At 37.1% G+C, this 14,786-nt stretch carries 21 protein-coding genes and 1 pseudogene; 6 read left to right on the top strand and 16 right to left on the bottom strand.

What is annotated here, in order from left to right:
* Positions 1-111: 111 nt before the first annotated feature.
* Positions 112-477, bottom strand: a complete 366-nt coding sequence (locus MKX47_RS07395; RefSeq protein ID WP_445683574.1) for a DUF5412 domain-containing protein — start codon at positions 475-477, stop codon at positions 112-114.
* Between the two features lie 150 nt (positions 478-627).
* On the opposite strand from MKX47_RS07395, the gene MKX47_RS07390 reads away from it, so the two are divergent.
* Positions 628-915, top strand: coding sequence for an ABC transporter permease (locus MKX47_RS07390; RefSeq protein WP_445683573.1), 288 nt, complete (start codon positions 628-630; stop codon positions 913-915).
* A 22-nt stretch (positions 916-937) separates the two neighbouring features.
* Here the strand turns inward: MKX47_RS07390 and MKX47_RS07385 are convergent, their stop codons facing one another.
* The 5 genes from MKX47_RS07385 to MKX47_RS07365 all read right to left on the bottom strand — a co-directional run bounded on the left by MKX47_RS07385 (position 938) and on the right by MKX47_RS07365 (position 3,630).
* Positions 938-1,138, bottom strand: coding sequence for a cysteine-rich CWC family protein (locus MKX47_RS07385; RefSeq protein WP_340772544.1), 201 nt, complete (start codon positions 1,136-1,138; stop codon positions 938-940).
* A gap of 7 nt (positions 1,139-1,145) precedes the next feature.
* On the bottom strand, positions 1,146-2,030 hold the full coding sequence (locus MKX47_RS07380) for a hypothetical protein (RefSeq protein WP_340772542.1): 885 nt from the start codon (positions 2,028-2,030) through the stop codon (positions 1,146-1,148).
* Complete coding sequence (locus MKX47_RS07375; RefSeq protein WP_340772540.1) at positions 2,020-2,517, bottom strand: RNA polymerase sigma factor; 498 nt, start codon at positions 2,515-2,517, stop codon at positions 2,020-2,022. The genes MKX47_RS07380 and MKX47_RS07375 overlap by 11 nt, the downstream gene beginning before the upstream one ends.
* 119 nt (positions 2,518-2,636) lie before the next feature.
* Positions 2,637-3,116 (bottom strand): nucleoside 2-deoxyribosyltransferase, encoded by a 480-nt coding sequence (locus MKX47_RS07370; protein ID WP_340772538.1) that lies wholly within the window; start codon positions 3,114-3,116, stop codon positions 2,637-2,639.
* Positions 3,117-3,129: 13 nt separating this feature from the next.
* Positions 3,130-3,630, bottom strand: coding sequence for a DUF1648 domain-containing protein (locus MKX47_RS07365; RefSeq protein WP_340772536.1), 501 nt, complete (start codon positions 3,628-3,630; stop codon positions 3,130-3,132).
* 149 nt (positions 3,631-3,779) lie between these two features.
* Here MKX47_RS07365 and MKX47_RS07360 point away from each other — a divergent pair, with 149 nt between their 5' ends.
* On the top strand, positions 3,780-4,430 hold the full coding sequence (locus MKX47_RS07360) for a DedA family protein (protein WP_340772534.1): 651 nt from the start codon (positions 3,780-3,782) through the stop codon (positions 4,428-4,430).
* A gap of 48 nt (positions 4,431-4,478) precedes the next feature.
* On the opposite strand, the gene MKX47_RS07355 is transcribed toward MKX47_RS07360, so the two are convergent.
* The 8 genes and pseudogenes from MKX47_RS07355 to MKX47_RS07320 form a co-directional block, all read right to left on the bottom strand.
* On the bottom strand, positions 4,479-4,961 hold the full coding sequence (locus MKX47_RS07355) for a chemotaxis protein CheW (protein WP_340772531.1): 483 nt from the start codon (positions 4,959-4,961) through the stop codon (positions 4,479-4,481).
* 11 nt (positions 4,962-4,972) lie between these two features.
* Entirely contained in the window at positions 4,973-6,082 is a 1,110-nt protein-coding gene (locus MKX47_RS07350) for a M20/M25/M40 family metallo-hydrolase (protein WP_340772529.1), read from the bottom strand.
* Positions 6,083-6,152: 70 nt separating this feature from the next.
* Positions 6,153-7,133 (bottom strand): hypothetical protein, encoded by a 981-nt coding sequence (locus MKX47_RS07345; protein ID WP_340772527.1) that lies wholly within the window; start codon positions 7,131-7,133, stop codon positions 6,153-6,155.
* A 54-nt stretch (positions 7,134-7,187) separates the two neighbouring features.
* Positions 7,188-7,880, bottom strand: a complete 693-nt coding sequence (locus MKX47_RS07340; protein ID WP_340772525.1) for an AIM24 family protein — start codon at positions 7,878-7,880, stop codon at positions 7,188-7,190.
* A gap of 53 nt (positions 7,881-7,933) precedes the next feature.
* Positions 7,934-8,668 (bottom strand): AAA family ATPase, encoded by a 735-nt coding sequence (locus MKX47_RS07335; RefSeq protein ID WP_340772523.1) that lies wholly within the window; start codon positions 8,666-8,668, stop codon positions 7,934-7,936.
* A 141-nt stretch (positions 8,669-8,809) separates the two neighbouring features.
* Positions 8,810-9,151 (bottom strand): MazG nucleotide pyrophosphohydrolase domain-containing protein, encoded by a 342-nt coding sequence (locus MKX47_RS07330; RefSeq protein ID WP_340772521.1) that lies wholly within the window; start codon positions 9,149-9,151, stop codon positions 8,810-8,812.
* A gap of 23 nt (positions 9,152-9,174) precedes the next feature.
* Positions 9,175-9,513 carry a hypothetical protein gene (locus MKX47_RS07325; RefSeq protein ID WP_340772519.1) on the bottom strand — a complete coding sequence of 113 codons (339 nt, stop codon included), beginning with the start codon at positions 9,511-9,513 and terminating at the stop codon, positions 9,175-9,177.
* Between the two features lie 501 nt (positions 9,514-10,014).
* Positions 10,015-10,245, bottom strand: a pseudogene (locus MKX47_RS07320) (hypothetical protein); the annotation flags it as partial.
* A gap of 145 nt (positions 10,246-10,390) precedes the next feature.
* Between MKX47_RS07320 and MKX47_RS07315 the strand changes: the two are divergent.
* On the top strand, positions 10,391-10,528 hold the full coding sequence (locus tag MKX47_RS07315) for a hypothetical protein (RefSeq protein ID WP_340772517.1): 138 nt from the start codon (positions 10,391-10,393) through the stop codon (positions 10,526-10,528).
* Between the two features lie 356 nt (positions 10,529-10,884).
* Here the strand turns inward: MKX47_RS07315 and MKX47_RS07310 are convergent, their stop codons facing one another.
* Together MKX47_RS07310 and MKX47_RS07305 are read right to left on the bottom strand one after the other, a co-directional pair.
* Positions 10,885-11,277, bottom strand: a complete 393-nt coding sequence (locus MKX47_RS07310) for a hypothetical protein (RefSeq protein ID WP_340772515.1) — start codon at positions 11,275-11,277, stop codon at positions 10,885-10,887.
* A gap of 344 nt (positions 11,278-11,621) precedes the next feature.
* Positions 11,622-12,053 (bottom strand): hypothetical protein, encoded by a 432-nt coding sequence (locus MKX47_RS07305; RefSeq protein WP_340772513.1) that lies wholly within the window; start codon positions 12,051-12,053, stop codon positions 11,622-11,624.
* 263 nt (positions 12,054-12,316) lie between these two features.
* On the opposite strand from MKX47_RS07305, the gene MKX47_RS07300 reads away from it, so the two are divergent.
* From MKX47_RS07300 to MKX47_RS07290, 3 genes are read left to right on the top strand one after another with little or no spacing between them, the layout of a single operon-like run.
* Positions 12,317-13,210 carry an ABC transporter ATP-binding protein gene (locus tag MKX47_RS07300; protein ID WP_340772511.1) on the top strand — a complete coding sequence of 298 codons (894 nt, stop codon included), beginning with the start codon at positions 12,317-12,319 and terminating at the stop codon, positions 13,208-13,210.
* The gene (locus MKX47_RS07295) at positions 13,203-13,937 is read left to right on the top strand and encodes a hypothetical protein (protein WP_340772509.1); all 735 of its coding nucleotides are present in this window, start codon (positions 13,203-13,205) and stop codon (positions 13,935-13,937) included. Before MKX47_RS07300 ends, MKX47_RS07295 begins: the two co-directional genes overlap by 8 nt.
* A 12-nt stretch (positions 13,938-13,949) precedes the next feature.
* On the top strand, positions 13,950-14,675 hold the full coding sequence (locus MKX47_RS07290) for a hypothetical protein (protein WP_340772507.1): 726 nt from the start codon (positions 13,950-13,952) through the stop codon (positions 14,673-14,675).
* The last annotated feature ends 111 nt before the right edge of the window (positions 14,676-14,786 follow it).

Genomic DNA, 14,786 nt, shown 5'->3' with positions numbered 1-14,786 from the left:
TGAAATATTTTTGATCAAACTATATGACAAAGCTATATTAACACCACACCCCTCATAGCCACCAAAGCAATCGATTGAGGTGATCAACGCCATGTTACGGGATTAGGCTGATCATTCCCTCCGAAAATCATATTTATCACCAGGCACATGTAGCTTGTGTCCATTGATCACAACCGTTTGGTGATCCAACCATTCGATGGTTGCATGCGACTCTCGGTAATTCCAATAAATGTTTTTCGTTTTTCCCTTCTTCTCATGAAACACAAGCTCGCCTCTCACCGCATCTGCACTTAAACTCGTACTTGAAACATAGGCTCTTACGGTATACTTGCCATCAGGTGAGGTGGCTTCTGTTAAATACTCCCCTGATGGTAAGCGATTCATATCAAAAAAAGCCCAATAAATCCCGTAGCTTATCACCCCCATAATTGAAAGCAGCACAATCAGTACAATGGAAATGACTTTATTTCGTTTCAACAAAATCCCACCTTCTTTATTAAACATCTCTGACTATTTAGACTCTTTGTCATAAATTTTGTTCCCTTTTTTTCACTTTTTATATTAAGTAGCAGGTAAGAATAATTTATAATTGTTTACATTTTTGTAAAAATATCACCTGGGATTCTCTTGTCAACATTTGCAAGCTCTGAATTCCAAATGATTCAATTTATACCGCTTGTCATTGAGCCACAAATTTTCTTTTCCGGTATTTTTCCAATGGATGGCATGGCAAATTGGCTGAAGAATCTTTCCTATTTGATGCCACTGTATTACACGGCGGATGCTTTAAAGGGCATTATGCATATGGGGCAAGGCTTAGGTGATTATACAAAGCATATTGTTATTTTAATCGGCTTTATCCTTGCATTTATTGTCTTAAATTTATTGGCTCAGAAAAAGTACCGCAAATTATAAGTTAAGCAAAAACACCTAGCCATTATCGACTAGGTGTTTCGTTTGTTATACTGTATTTCTCCACACAAGCGGCACAAATGCAGCTCTTGCCTTTCAGCTCTGTCGGCACTTGATCCTTCACCAGCTGAGGGATTTTTGCAGTCATGCACCAGCAATTTTGTGCATCTGCTACATTACATGCGTTGTTGCCCTGACAAATTGGGCATTGTTTTTCTGAAATCATGATTTACCTACCCCCACAACAAAAATACTACCACAATTACGACAAGCGCGATCATTCTAAATTTCTCTACCTTTAAAATCACTGGGTTGGTCACATCACGCTTTATAGACCACCACATCATGTAGGCCAATGCGAAAATGACAAGTAAAAGGTACGGGAAATACAGTAGACCATTATTATATGCATATAAGAAAATCCCCAATATGGTCAGTGTGTACGAAACTAATACCACATACCTCGATTTACTTGGCTTTGGCAGTTCTATTTTTCTTCGACTATAAAACAAAGCGATCCCGCCAATTAATAGAAATATTAGAGGCGTCATGAGATAAATCGGCAGCTTATTCTCATAATGCGCTTCATAAAGATCCGAATCTATCTTAGCGGACATTTGATTGTAGCCTGGATAATAAACATCCTCATCAACATCATATAAATAACTTGCATCCAATTCAAATCGGCGCTGTTCTCCATTTTCATAAACGACCACCAATTCATAATCTCCATAATTTTTTGTTTGCGGTGAAATTTCAGGGAGCTCATTTAGGGTTTCAAATAGGAGGACAAGGTTTTCTGTCGTCACATTTTCCATGCCTATATAATTTACTGATGGCTTCGCGCGAAAAGCTACATCCGCATCTTTACTTTTATACGAATAAATCGCTTGAATCGATTCAGAGCTTGCTTGATGGGTTGGTTGCATCGAGGTATAGAGCAAAAAACTACCTAAAAATAGGATTAGTAGCCCAAAGCTGACCTCACCAAAACGACTACCTAACCAATTCCACTGTTTTCGCTTATCGCCCATATCTAATTTTTCGCGAATGCTGTGTTTTAACTGTTCATCCTCTGGGTGATTTTGAAGATCTGTTAATCGTTCATCAAGCTTCATCACGTACACCTCCTAGTAATTGTTCGAGTTTTTTCATCGCACTTCGCTGTGTGTTAGCAACCTTCATCGCCGTAAGTCCCAATATGTTACATGTTTCTTCAATCGAGCGCTCTTCAATTTTGCGATAAATAATAATTTCGCGCTGTAATGGCTTTAGCTTTTGTAATGCTTCAAACAACATTTTCCGCTGCTCTTGCTGCACGAGCCAATCCTCTGGAACATACGTAATTTCGTGCTGCTCATTCGATGCTGAAAACGGCAACCATTTAATAAGTGCTTTTTTTCGATAATAATCATAGACAAGATTACGGGCGATTTGCCGAGTATAAACACTGGCATTCGTAACCAACGCTAAATTTTTCGCTTTTAAAATACGTAGAAATGTTTCCTGTGTAAAATCCTCTGCAAGCTCCGCATTCCCCACCATATAGCGTATAAATACATAGGTCGAATGAAACTCGTCGCTGTACAGCTTCTCAAAATCCATGTGCGTCACCTCTCTTACCCTACTAGACGAACAAATGCCATAAATATGTAAGTTTTTCTATAAATATTTTTTCACAGAAATAAAAAAGCTGCATCTCCTAAGAAACACAGCTCCCTCTATTATTTTCTTACTTTCTTCACCTGCTCCACAACTTCCTCAATTGTCGAGGCAATAACGCCATTTTGCTTAATCAAACCTACGACAAATAAGTTGCGGTAAATGAACTGATTTTCTGTGCCATCTGCAATGAGCGCATCAATTTTCTTGCTATTAGTTCGACCTTGCTGGCGTACATCACTAAACAGTGCCACAATTGGACGGTTAAGCATCGAAAACGCACCAATTTCAGCGGCAACGCCCGAATCGATTTCCACACCGTCAATCACTGCGATTAAAACATCACTTTCCTTTAAACTATTTAAATCAGCCTCTGCAATCGCTAAGCTATCTGCATAGGTATTTTTATCGTTAATGGCATCATTTTCCTGCGGGACATACAAGTCAATTTGTGGAATCGCCGCGCGCAATTCACGGGCAATGACCTCATTGACATAGCGGTCTCCAATTGAAAATAGTCCATTTGCTAAATACGCTTTCATTTCATACACCTCATCATTTTATTTTCATCGATTTTACGATTTTCCAGCCGAGCACCACAAATAACAGCCCTAGTATACAATAAAATGGCCAGCCAAGTTTATCAGTCCCACTCAACGCAATCGAAATCGTATTATACACAAGATAGGTAAATAATAGGTTAATAATATTTTTCATATAATTCATGGCTTGCCGACTATTAGTATAAAATGCGACCACATTCGATTCGTTCAATCGCTCTGGATAATTATGTACTTGCGGAAATTTTTCAAATATCATGAGAAAAATATTCAAGCCAATCGCAATACCTGGTAAAATCAAGAGCTCCCATTTGGAACCCCAGCGATCCACTTCGCCATTTGCACCAAAATGAGCGGGTATCTCCTCTGGCAAAGCCCCCCATTGCATAATCAAAATAGCAAACATGGATAACAGTGACAAGTAGCCAATGCCATCCGCTAGCCATTCCATCTTTGTTTTTGGGATTTTTAATTTTGGGCGGTTTTCAATATCCATTATCTTATCCTCCTATTTCATAGAGCTGGTGGCTTAGATTCGCCTTCATTTCATGCGAAAGTCATTTTTACGTTCTAATCGTATTGAACCATACGAAAAGCTGGCGATTTCGGCTATAATACTAATATCTCGGTTGAAAGGATTTTCCTATGCTTATAGACTTCATTCAATTTTTACGTGAAATTGACCAAATTATTTTCTATTATATAAAGGAGCTTGGCTTCTATATTTATTTTCTACTATTTGCCGTTGTTTTTACGAAAACGGCCTTTGTAATTTTAACATTTTTACCAGGAGATAGCACTGTTTTCACGAGTGGAACATTGGCAGCCCTTGGAAAACTAGACTTTCTGATTTTATTCTTTTTATTTATTGTGGCGACTACGCTTGCCGATAGTAGTAACTATTTGATTGGGCGTTCTGTGCGAAAAATTCCACCGAAGCGCAATATTCTCCTGCGTATTGTCTCAGAGGAATCGACGCAAAAGGCGCAAAACTTTTTGCAGAAATATGACCGTGCCGCCATTACCTTTTCTCGCTTTGTCCCATTAATGCGCACGATGACACCATTTATTTCTGGCTATACAAACTTTTCCTATGGCACATTTTTGCGCTATAACTTTATTGGCGCTGTACTTTGGACAACGGTCTGGCTAGGTAGTGGCTTCATATTAGGCAATATTTCCTGGGTGGAAGATAATTTAGTGTTAACATTAAGTATTATTTCCGTATTCGTTTTTGCGATTACGGGACTCGCTTACCGCAAACAAGCAAAGAAAAATACACATGGTTCCGCATAAATAAAGGAGTACAAAATCTTCCCCTGATTTTGTACTCCTTATTTTGTTTTAAGCCTTCGCTTCCTCATTTTCCAGCATTTTATGTAAGTATTCGATAATTTCTCGAATACCCTCTAATGAATTCACTAAAATGCTTGGATCGACGCATGAAATCATACGGTCCTCTAAATTGGCAACCGCAGTGAAATATTTCGTCTTCTCATAATTCACAAGCCCCATTTGCTTAAGTACATCCGCTTCTAAATCAATAATTTCCCGCGCATCTGCCACCAGCAAGCCATAATTGACAACATCTGTCGATAATACGATGACCTTTGATGTAGCGGTATTTGTTGGGCTATTGTATAAAATGCGCCCAAAATCAATCACCGGTGTTAATTCACCGCGAAGTCGTGTAAAGCCTAACAAGTAATTCGGCAAATGCGGAATCGGTGTAACCCGCTCAAGCTTTTCAATTGAAACAACTTGGTCAACAGGTACCGCATATTCTTCCGTGCCACATAAAAAAACAACTGCTTTTTCAAAGCCCATAAAATCACCTCTTATTTAGCTGTTTCAATAATAATTTGCTCAAGTAAATCTGCCAATTTTTCTAACTCTTGTACTGGCATTCTTTCGTTTGTTGTATGGATTTCCTCATAGCCAACCGATAAATTTACGGTAGGAATTCCGAAGCCTGCGATAACATTGGCATCACTACCGCCACCTGAAATACCTAGCTGTGGCTCACGACCAACTGCTTTCGCTGCAGCTAGTGCGATTTGTACAACTTTATCTGCTTCAGTTACGCGGAAGCCTGGGTATGATAAGGCAACTTCTACTTCTGCACGTGCGCCGTTTTCCTTTGCGACACGCTCGAATGTTTCTTTCATATGTGCTGTTTGAGCATTTAGTTTCGCTTCGTCAATTGAACGTGCCTCTGCAAAAATCGTTACTTCATCACAGACGATGTTTGTAGCTTTTCCGCCCTCGAAACGTCCGATATTTGCCGTTGTTTCTTCATCTAAACGGCCTAGCTTTAACTGCGCTACGGCTTTTGCTGCTACGGTAATCGCAGAAATGCCTTTTTCAGGTGCAACACCAGCGTGTGCTGTTTTACCGAATACTTTGACATTCACTTTTGCTTGGAATGGCGCTGCGACAACAATGCCCCCTACTTTACCGTCGCTATCTACCGCAAAACCGTATTTTGCGATAATATGTGCTGGATCTAATTCCTTCGCACCCACTAAGCCACTTTCTTCACCTGCTGTAATGATGAACTGGATTGTGCCGTGTGCAATATTTTTTTCCTTGATGCGACGGGCCATTTCGAAAATTGCCGCCATCCCTGCTTTATCGTCTGCTCCTAAAATCGTTGTGCCGTCCGAGTAAATATAGCCGTCTTCACGAATTTCAGGCTTAATGCCAACGCCCGGTACAACTGTATCCATATGCACCGTAAAGTAAATTGGCTCGATAGACTCATCACCTTTTAATGTTGCGATAATGTTGCCCGCACCATGACCATTGCGTGTGTGGGCATCATCTTGGAATACTTCAAAGCCCATTGCCTCTAATTTTTGCACTAAAATTGGTGCAATTACCTGTTCATGCTTTGTTTCAGAATCAATTTGCACTAATTCTAAAAATTCTTCTACTAAACGACTCATGTTAAAAGACTCCTTTGATTTGGTTCTACTACAAGAACTTTAAATAAAATATACGCCTTATTGTACGCCCCTATTTTTCAAAAAACAATGCTGACGTGTCGGTATTAAGAATCGCTTCACGCGCTGCAATCAGTTCGGCTTCTTTTTTCAGCGTGACCGTTAATTTTTGCTGCAATTCGCGCAATGTGTTTGCGACATCATCTTGTACGCGTGAAATTTGGTTCATGGCGGTTGTAATTTTCGAATGAATGGACCAATCCGTGAAAATATTATCAAAGAAGAAATCAGTAAATTTTACAAAGCCGTCTGTACCAATCTCAATTGTCTCATTGCGCATATCCTTGACGTCTAACAGCTCATTGCTAAAGCGTTGCAGTGCCATTTGTGCGCTATGAATATAGCTGTTAGTCATTTCTAGCTTTTCATGCTTCATCGCTGTTGCCATAAAGCCCCCACCTAAAAAGGTATCCCATGTTGAATACGAATCTGCCTCATGTAACGCAAAGCCAGCATCAGTTAATGCGCTTAACGCAGCATTCCCAGCATCAATAGCCTCCTGGATTTCCTTTGTAAGCTGCTTGCATAATGTTTGCTGTTCGGCAATGGCTGTTAGCTTTTCCGCAAGCTGTGGGGCATGCTCTGCTAGCCACAGCTTCTTTTCGTTCGTTAATTTTTGAAGTTCCTGTTCAATATACGGCTCATTGATGGCATTTAACTTATGAACAATATCGACTACATCGTCCTGTAAATCCTCAAGCATTAATTGTGCTTCGATCAGCTTTAATTCGGTAACAGCAACTCGGTCTAAATTTTGCTCGATGAGTTCATCGCGCTTGCCTGACCAATTGCGGAATAAATTGATGAACGATGACTGCTCTAATTTATTTAATGCTTTACGTGCCTGCTGCATTTCTTGTTCAAAATGCTCAATTTCACGTTCTGCATGTTGGATTAAACGTTCTACGGTTGTTTGCTTTTTATGTAGTTTCTCGGCTTCAAGTAGTTGTAGCTTGTAGTTTTCTGTCATCAGCTGTAATTGTTGCCACTCCATGTCAACGCCCCCTCTTAGCTTTAGTTTATACCGAAATTTGGGAACTGTCTAAGCTTATTGCTGTGAAGCTAGATATACTTCCTCAAATGGTTGAATAATGACAAAGCCCTCGCCTGAAAATGCCATTTGTATCGACTCATTACTGCCACGACCAATCAGTGTGCGCATTGTAATATCCGTTGTAAATTCTGGCGTTAAATTACCGCTCCACGCAACGGTAGCATTGGGATCGGTGTACACTTTTTCTCCCGGCTTAACGAGTAAGGTTAGTGGCTCAAAATGCGTTGTAATCGCGACCATGCCAGTCCCCTGTAGGGTCACATTAAATAAACCACCCGCCATAATACCTGCCATTTTACGCATTAAATGAATATCCCAGTTTATCCGATTTTCAAATGCCAGTAAATCATTACCATTGACACATAGACTTTCCCCATTCAATTCAAAAATCGTTACCTTTTTGCCCTGATCGGCTAAATACAGGCGACCATTGCCTTTTGCGCGCATCAGTGGTGTACCCTCACCTGTTAATGCCTTTTTAAACAGTTTGCCAACCCCATGCTCCAGCATTCGCTCACGTTCGAATTTAATCGAGCCTGTATACGCAATCATCGAGCCCATCTTTGCCCATACCTCACCGTTCAAATTGACCTCTAATACGCGCTCGGTTTCGAGTTCAAAAAATTCGTTTTCGTGTTCATCCTGCTTCGTTTTTTGTACAAATTGTGTTAATGAATATTTTCCCATAACATTCACGCCCCTTTATTCATATACGGTTCAGCATTATCGAAAGATTCAAATCATTCCTCTTCTTCCTCAAATAATTGGGCCAACATCTTCTCGCGGTGCTGTAAAAAATATGAGGTCACTTGATAATGCTCCGTCTGTTCGTATTCTATTTCTTCAACACCTTTTTCATGAAAATGATAAATTCGAGCATCCGGATAGCCAAGCAAAATCGGCGAATGGGTAGCGATAATAAACTGCACATTCCCTTCTTTTAATAAGTCATGTAATAACGTCAGAAATGCCAGCTGTCTCGTCGGAGAAAGTGCAGCTTCAGGCTCGTCCAATAAATAGATGGCATTACCTTGAAAGCGATTCTGGAATAACGAAAAGAACGATTCGCCATGTGATTGCTGATGCAGTGATTTCCCACCATAGGATGGGTAGCCATACACATCCGTTTCATCCACATGTGAGGCAAATTGATAAAACGTTTCCGCGCGTAAGAAAAAGCCGTTCGTCACTTTTGGCCACCACGCAAGCTTGACATATTCGCCAAGCGCGGCTTCAGATTTATGAACGTCAAACACTCGATAGTTTTGCGTGCTCCCCCCTGCTGGATTAAAGCCAATTTGATCGGCAATGGCTTCAAGTAATGTCGATTTACCCGCGCCATTTTCCCCTACAAAAAACGTAATCGGCGTATCTAAATCCAGCTCATCCAAAGCGCGCACAAACGGAATAGAAAACGGGTATTCCTCGTAATTTGGGATGATTTCTCTTTTGATCGTAGCGGATTTTAAAAACATTTATGATTCCACCTTTCTTTCTATTATTTTACAATAAGTCGCGTTGATTTTGGGTTTGCGAAATAATGGTTAATCAAAAACACGAAACGCTTTTAGATTCGCTTTTCGTGTTTGGTTTGGTGTTGTTTAAGTTGAAAATCGTTATTTTACTTTATGTGCTACTAAAAATTCCTCTAAATTTGGCGTTTGATTATATTTTATTGCTGCTTCCCTATCTTTTTCGATAATTGCCTTTGTTAAATCAATATTATTTACACTAGCAATAGCGATCGCATAATGTAAAACATCAACTAATTCTTTTTCTAAGGAAGCATCTGAAGTCAGCTGCTTGCGACCTTCTAATTGATTTAATACTTCTGCAACCTCACCAATTTCCTCTACTAATTTCATGAATAATGCAGAAGAAGTACGTCCTTCTTTGTATTTTAATGCTAGGTAATGTTGTAATTCACTAAATGTTAATTGCTCCATACGATTCCTCACTTTTTTCCATCCTAACTTTTCTCTTAACTAAACGCCCCTATGATTTCAATAAACTCACCTGTGTGTGCATCCATGATGACAGTAGATTCATTTTCTGGAGATTTTATCGTCACTTCCCATTGCATGCTATTCGTTAATTCATGCCAAAACCCGTGTTGTTGCGAAAGATTCACGCGTATATTTTCTTCTGGAATCCCCTCTAGCCCATTAAAAATAATAGAATCTCCCCACTCTTCTGGCGGATTTAAAAGATATTTTTCTGCATGAATTAACGCTGCTTGTGTACTAATGACAGGCGTTTTATAAACATAGAAAAATCCGAACACAACAGCAACGATGATCACTAGAGATATTTTTTTCAATTAAACACCACCTTAAATGATTATTTCCAAGACCAATTCTCTCAAAGCCCTGTTGTGCCATTTGAAGATATGTAAGTTTAGAACCACGCTATAATTTGGCCCAAAGGATGATGCGTTTCCTGACTGATAAATTTCGTTCACACTGCTAGATAGCGGATTTTTCGTATCAATAATAGAATAACCGACAATTCAGCTCTTTTTAAATTGTACCATAATTTAGGTGTATCACCCTAATTCAGGGACGGCGTGCCGTTCTAGTCAAAAGTGAATTCAAATCGGGAAAATAATGGGGATTTTTGGGGATTCGCAAATATATGTGGGATATCGCAAATATCTTCATATTTTCGCAAATAAACTTTTAAAATCGCAAATATCCCGAGAATTTCGCAAATAAAATCAAAAAGTCGCAAATATATCCCTGCTCACCCGTCCAAATAAAATACAAAATCATCCCCCAGTCACAAAAAACACCGAGCGCGGAACTCGGTGCTTCCATTCAACTTATTCTTCCACCTGTTTTTTCGGAATTAATGCGGATAATACAATCACAATGATACTGACAATCATAATCCAAACAAGTACTTGTGTATTACCCCATGTCACACCAGTACCGAAGAAGAAGATTTCACGTAACCCATCGACCATAAAGGGCATTGGCAGCCATGAGTACACCCAATTATGATAAAAATCCCATAACATTTCAGGTGCGAATGACAATAATGGTGCGCCAAATAATTTTTTGTGCCGCAAAGCCCTCTAAATTTCGGGTGCGCATATTTGTATTCATCGTAGACAGATTCTCTCATATTGTCGATTATATAGCTTCTAAATTTTAGAAGTATCTTTTAACGACATATTTTCGATTGTGAAAAGCCAGATGCCCCAAATACCCATTGCAATTGAAATTTATAACTATTTATACGAGCAACGTGTCCTGTTAAAAGCCTTTTTGAGCTCAAAAAGTAATCAATCAGCAATGCGCGGTCCATTTTATGCAGCTGGCTTAGTGAAGTAGATGGAACCAACGACAGTTATTGTGGTCGTTGAATAACGCTTAAAAAAACTGAAATTACTTATTCAATAATTAATCGGTATTGTGAAATAACATTTTTATGGGATTGCGTCGACAATAAAAAAAAGGTTATACAATGTTTTATGCAAGCCATTGAGCAAGCCTAGCAAGTTTAAATGCAACCATAACAATGGTTTGTGCCATTTGTATAAAAAGCTATATAAAAAATGTTCCACCAGAAAAGCCACAAACATTGTCAAATCAGCGATTGTGACTTTTAAGTATGTTTCCAAACTTTAATTTGGAAATATTATTAGTTATAGAGTTGTATGAAATTTTTATTCAAAATGATTAATTAATTACACTTCAGAAGAATCAAGGAATTCATTGTAAACACTATAAAGTTCATTTATTTCTTTATAAATTCTATTACGTTCTTCTGCTGTTGCTGCAGCTATATAGCTATCTAGAAGTTTAGAAAGGTCAAATTTCGTCTGTTGATAGGTAATCAAATAGTTTTCTCGTATTTCAGACTCTACTTTTAAAATGTCCCCGGTATAGTAAAAAAAATCTGAAAAAGTGGTTCTTAATTGTTGAAGCTTTTCATTGCGTTCTTTTTCATCATACTTTTCTGATTCCTTATGAAAAACCAAAAAACGCTCAAATTGAGTATTTAACTTTTCCAATTCTTCAAAAAGTAAACTACGATAATCGTTAATTACTCGTTGTTGTTGATAAACTGTAAACATCATGACAATGAAGATTATATAAATAGGTACTAGCCATATTTTTTTCAGAACGATTCCTCCATCTTTAGAATCAATATCGATTCATATGAATTAGACAGTGATTTTTATTTATTTTAATTGCTTGGTCAACGCCCACAAAGTGCCATTTGGGAACCTTATTTTGAATGGTAATGAATTTTAATTCAGCACAAATGACTTTTCTCTTTTGACAACCATAAAAAGATGAATGAAAGGATTGAAATTACAATACCTAACAACGTGAAAATCGTAAAAATGTTTATCAGATTGTAAATATCAACATTTTGACTGTATAAGCATTAAAAGACCCAAACCAATTCAAATAGTTTCTAATCTTTATTTAACTCAATCCAAACAAAATATTCATGGTCAGGAATAGTAACAACTTTTCTATCGTCTAGTTTTTTTAATGGAACATTACTAACCCCTGCGGTAAAAGTATTTGTTCCAGCAGAATATTTTTTAGCCTCACTGTTTGGTAATCCAACATTTATGGACTCCTTAACAAGCCATTTAGACTCTCCTACTTTTTCTATATTTGCAACAAACCATTCTGATTGATTATTTATTTCACCTTCAAAAACATAAATTACTTGCTCCTCATTTATTTCAATCGAATTTAATAATTTTACAATTCTTGGGTAATCCTTTTGAGATTCAAGTAATAGTAATGCTTTTTCTGGCGTTTCAGCTGTAAGAGCTGCATTGTTATCACATGCTACTAATAAAAAACAAAATACGATAATAATCCATTTTTTCATATGGCACCCCCAATAATAATTATTTACATTCGATTTAGTTTTTAAAATTCCTTTCAAACACTCCCAAAGCGGTGTTGGAGAATGTTCTAATATTTAAATTTAAAATATTCAGAACGAATTACATCTCTATTCATTCAAAAATACCTTAATATGACAAAATTGTCACTTACGAATGGAGTTTTGTCACATATATCAAACGATTTCCTTTAATTGCTTGTCTACAATAAATGGTAAGCAGTGTAAGGAATAAGGGAGTGTTTATAATGAATGTTTTAGAAATGCAGGATGTTACAAAAATTTTTAAAGGCAAAGCTGCACTTCAACACATTAATTTAGCGATTAAAAAAGGTGAAGTGCTAGGTTTAGTTGGTCCAAATGGTGCAGGTAAGACTACATTAATGAAAATTATCGTCGGCATTACACGCAAATACAAAGGGAATGTTTCTATTCAGACGAATGCTACGAATAAGCGCTTTGTAGGATGTGTCATTGAAAATCCAAGTTTTTATCCAAATTTATCAGGCATTGAGAATTTGCGTTACTTTGCTGAGTTTTCAGGAGGCTATAACAAAAAAGAAGTTCTAGACATTATTGAACTATTAAATATGGATGGATTTATTCATAAAAAAGTGAAAAATTACTCGCTTGGAATGAAACAACGTTTAGGCTTAGCTCAAGCATTACTCAATGACCCACAGCTATTAATATTAGATGAGCCAACAAATGGACTCGATCCAGAAGGTGTCGTGGAAATTCGCAATATCATTAAAACGGTTGTCGAGAAACTTCAAATTTCGGTCCTAATTTCGAGTCATATTTTATCAGAGATTGAGATCATTTGTGATAGAGTTGCCTTTCTTCAAAATGGTCGATTACTTGAAATTTTGGACTTAAAGGACTCATCTATCACGGAAATATGCTCTTATAAAATGGAATCAACAGATACGTATAAGTTGAAACAAATACTCCTGCAGTTACATGTATCCATAAAAGATACAACGACAAATGCCATCCATTTTGAATCGAAAGCTCACGATATGGAAGAATTAATTATTCAAGTGGTGAAAATGGGAGGGCGCATTTCTACCGTCTATCCGGTAGAGAAAAATTTAGAAGCGAAGTTTTTCGATTTATTAGGAGGCAATAAAATTGGCTAATTTATTTCGGTTAACATTGGTTGATTTTAAATATGTCGTGAAGACAAAAGAATTATGGATAGCACTAGGAATCATTAGTATTTATACACTAGGTATGTTTGCGTTTACGCTAGATAGTGAAACTTCATATACCACTGAATTTTTTTATCAGTTAATTCATGACCTTTTATTTTATGTCCTCATTTTACTGCCGGCTGTAACACTATCGAAAGAGTATACATTTAAAACAACGCGTATTCTTTTCACAGGCCCGTATCCAAGGCGAATCATCTTAAGCAGCAAATTTTTTTCGATGCTTATATTTTACGCATTGGTAAGTGTTGTCCATCGATTTAGTGCCAATAGTTTGCTGATGTATCACGAACGTATATTTTCAATGGATGTGCTACTGCAGAATTTTGTACAAACGATTGTTGTGTATGTGATTGTCGGTTTATTTATCTGTATATTGGCTTTTTTCATTACGCTGTTAACCTATAGTCGAATGGCGACAATGATTACCGTAATGACTGTTTTCATTGTTGAAAAGTATTTGAGAGGTTTTATTTTATTATTGTTTCCACAAAATTATGTAAAAAAATTTATAACACATAACCCAATCAATATTGCGGCACAAGGCTTGCAGTATAGCTCTATTACAATAGTGGATAGTTTTATTTTACTGATGACTACTTTGTTTATAGGTGTTGGAACAGTAATACTTCTTTTTAAAAAGGAAATTCAATAAAGGTGGTTACTCATGCGAAATATTTGGACATTAGAGTTAAAGAAATTACATAGTAAATCGATGTACGCATTTCTTGCTATTTTTATCGTATTTACTGTGTTAGATAATATTATATATATACGCCTAAATGTAGGTAAGCCCGATTTACTCGTGGGTAATTTTGGATTATCGCTATTTTTAACCCAGCTTTATTTTATTTATCTAGCTAGTATATCGATTACATCTGATTTTCATTTAGGCACATCTAAATCCATTTATACAGGCACAAGTTCTCGTATAAAAATCCTTCAAATGAAGGCTGAATTTTTACTTTGCTTGTGTGTTACCTTGGCATTGCTAAATGTCGTGATTGGTGGGTCAATTGAACTTATGTCTACTTCGAGGTTGGATGTTACACAATTATTCTCCGACTTTATTCAACTAATTTTTGTATATGGTTTATATATGGGGAGCTTATATGCATTTTCAGTTCTTTTATCTGCCTTGTTTTTAAATAAATTTTATTTAATAATTTGTAATTATATTGCATTTATTTTTATTGGAGAATTGGCTGCTCAGGCAATGGATCGAGGCTCAGTAGAAATGAAAAATGTAATGGAATCGATGCCGTTTTATGTTGTCACAAACGGATTTAATCAGTTACATTATTCCTTTTCATCGGTCATTGTATTAAATATTTTTTGTGCAGTGTCGTATAGTGTTGGAATTATTATTTTCCACAAAAGAGATTTAATCTGATAATTATGGATTGCATTAGTTAATTCTAAGCATACGAATGTCTCTATTAAAAGTTGCGCCCTTTTGACGCAAACTTCATTAGGACTTTTATTTCGATTCAATTAGCTTAAT

Origin of the sequence: Solibacillus sp. FSL R7-0668, from assembly GCF_038006205.1 — a bacterium.
GTDB lineage: Bacteria > Bacillota > Bacilli > Bacillales_A > Planococcaceae > Solibacillus.
The sequence above is the reverse complement of the archived record's forward strand: the minus strand, read 5'-3'. Positions and strand labels throughout refer to the sequence as shown.

Excerpts from the sequence above, each read along its gene's own strand:
- MKX47_RS07345 (WP_340772527.1), bottom strand. The coding sequence starts at position 7,133 with ATGGAGTGGCAACAATTACAGCTGATGACAGAAAACTACAAGCTACAA.
- MKX47_RS07335 (WP_340772523.1), bottom strand. The coding sequence starts at position 8,668 with ATGTTTTTAAAATCCGCTACGATCAAAAGAGAAATCATCCCAAATTAC.
- MKX47_RS07310 (WP_340772515.1), bottom strand. The coding sequence starts at position 11,277 with ATGATGTTTACAGTTTATCAACAACAACGAGTAATTAACGATTATCGT.
- MKX47_RS07365 (WP_340772536.1), bottom strand. The coding sequence starts at position 3,630 with ATGGATATTGAAAACCGCCCAAAATTAAAAATCCCAAAAACAAAGATG.
- MKX47_RS07300 (WP_340772511.1), top strand. The coding sequence starts at position 12,317 with ATGAATGTTTTAGAAATGCAGGATGTTACAAAAATTTTTAAAGGCAAA.
- MKX47_RS07360 (WP_340772534.1), top strand. The coding sequence starts at position 3,780 with ATGCTTATAGACTTCATTCAATTTTTACGTGAAATTGACCAAATTATT.
- MKX47_RS07305 (WP_340772513.1), bottom strand. The coding sequence starts at position 12,053 with ATGAAAAAATGGATTATTATCGTATTTTGTTTTTTATTAGTAGCATGT.
- MKX47_RS07355 (WP_340772531.1), bottom strand. The coding sequence starts at position 4,961 with ATGGGCTTTGAAAAAGCAGTTGTTTTTTTATGTGGCACGGAAGAATAT.
- MKX47_RS07315 (WP_340772517.1), top strand. The coding sequence starts at position 10,391 with ATGCCCCAAATACCCATTGCAATTGAAATTTATAACTATTTATACGAG.
- MKX47_RS07385 (WP_340772544.1), bottom strand. The coding sequence starts at position 1,138 with ATGATTTCAGAAAAACAATGCCCAATTTGTCAGGGCAACAACGCATGT.
- MKX47_RS07290 (WP_340772507.1), top strand. The coding sequence starts at position 13,950 with ATGCGAAATATTTGGACATTAGAGTTAAAGAAATTACATAGTAAATCG.
- MKX47_RS07370 (WP_340772538.1), bottom strand. The coding sequence starts at position 3,116 with ATGAAAGCGTATTTAGCAAATGGACTATTTTCAATTGGAGACCGCTAT.
- MKX47_RS07380 (WP_340772542.1), bottom strand. The coding sequence starts at position 2,030 with ATGAAGCTTGATGAACGATTAACAGATCTTCAAAATCACCCAGAGGAT.
- MKX47_RS07350 (WP_340772529.1), bottom strand. The coding sequence starts at position 6,082 with ATGAGTCGTTTAGTAGAAGAATTTTTAGAATTAGTGCAAATTGATTCT.
- MKX47_RS07375 (WP_340772540.1), bottom strand. The coding sequence starts at position 2,517 with ATGGATTTTGAGAAGCTGTACAGCGACGAGTTTCATTCGACCTATGTA.
- MKX47_RS07340 (WP_340772525.1), bottom strand. The coding sequence starts at position 7,880 with ATGGGAAAATATTCATTAACACAATTTGTACAAAAAACGAAGCAGGAT.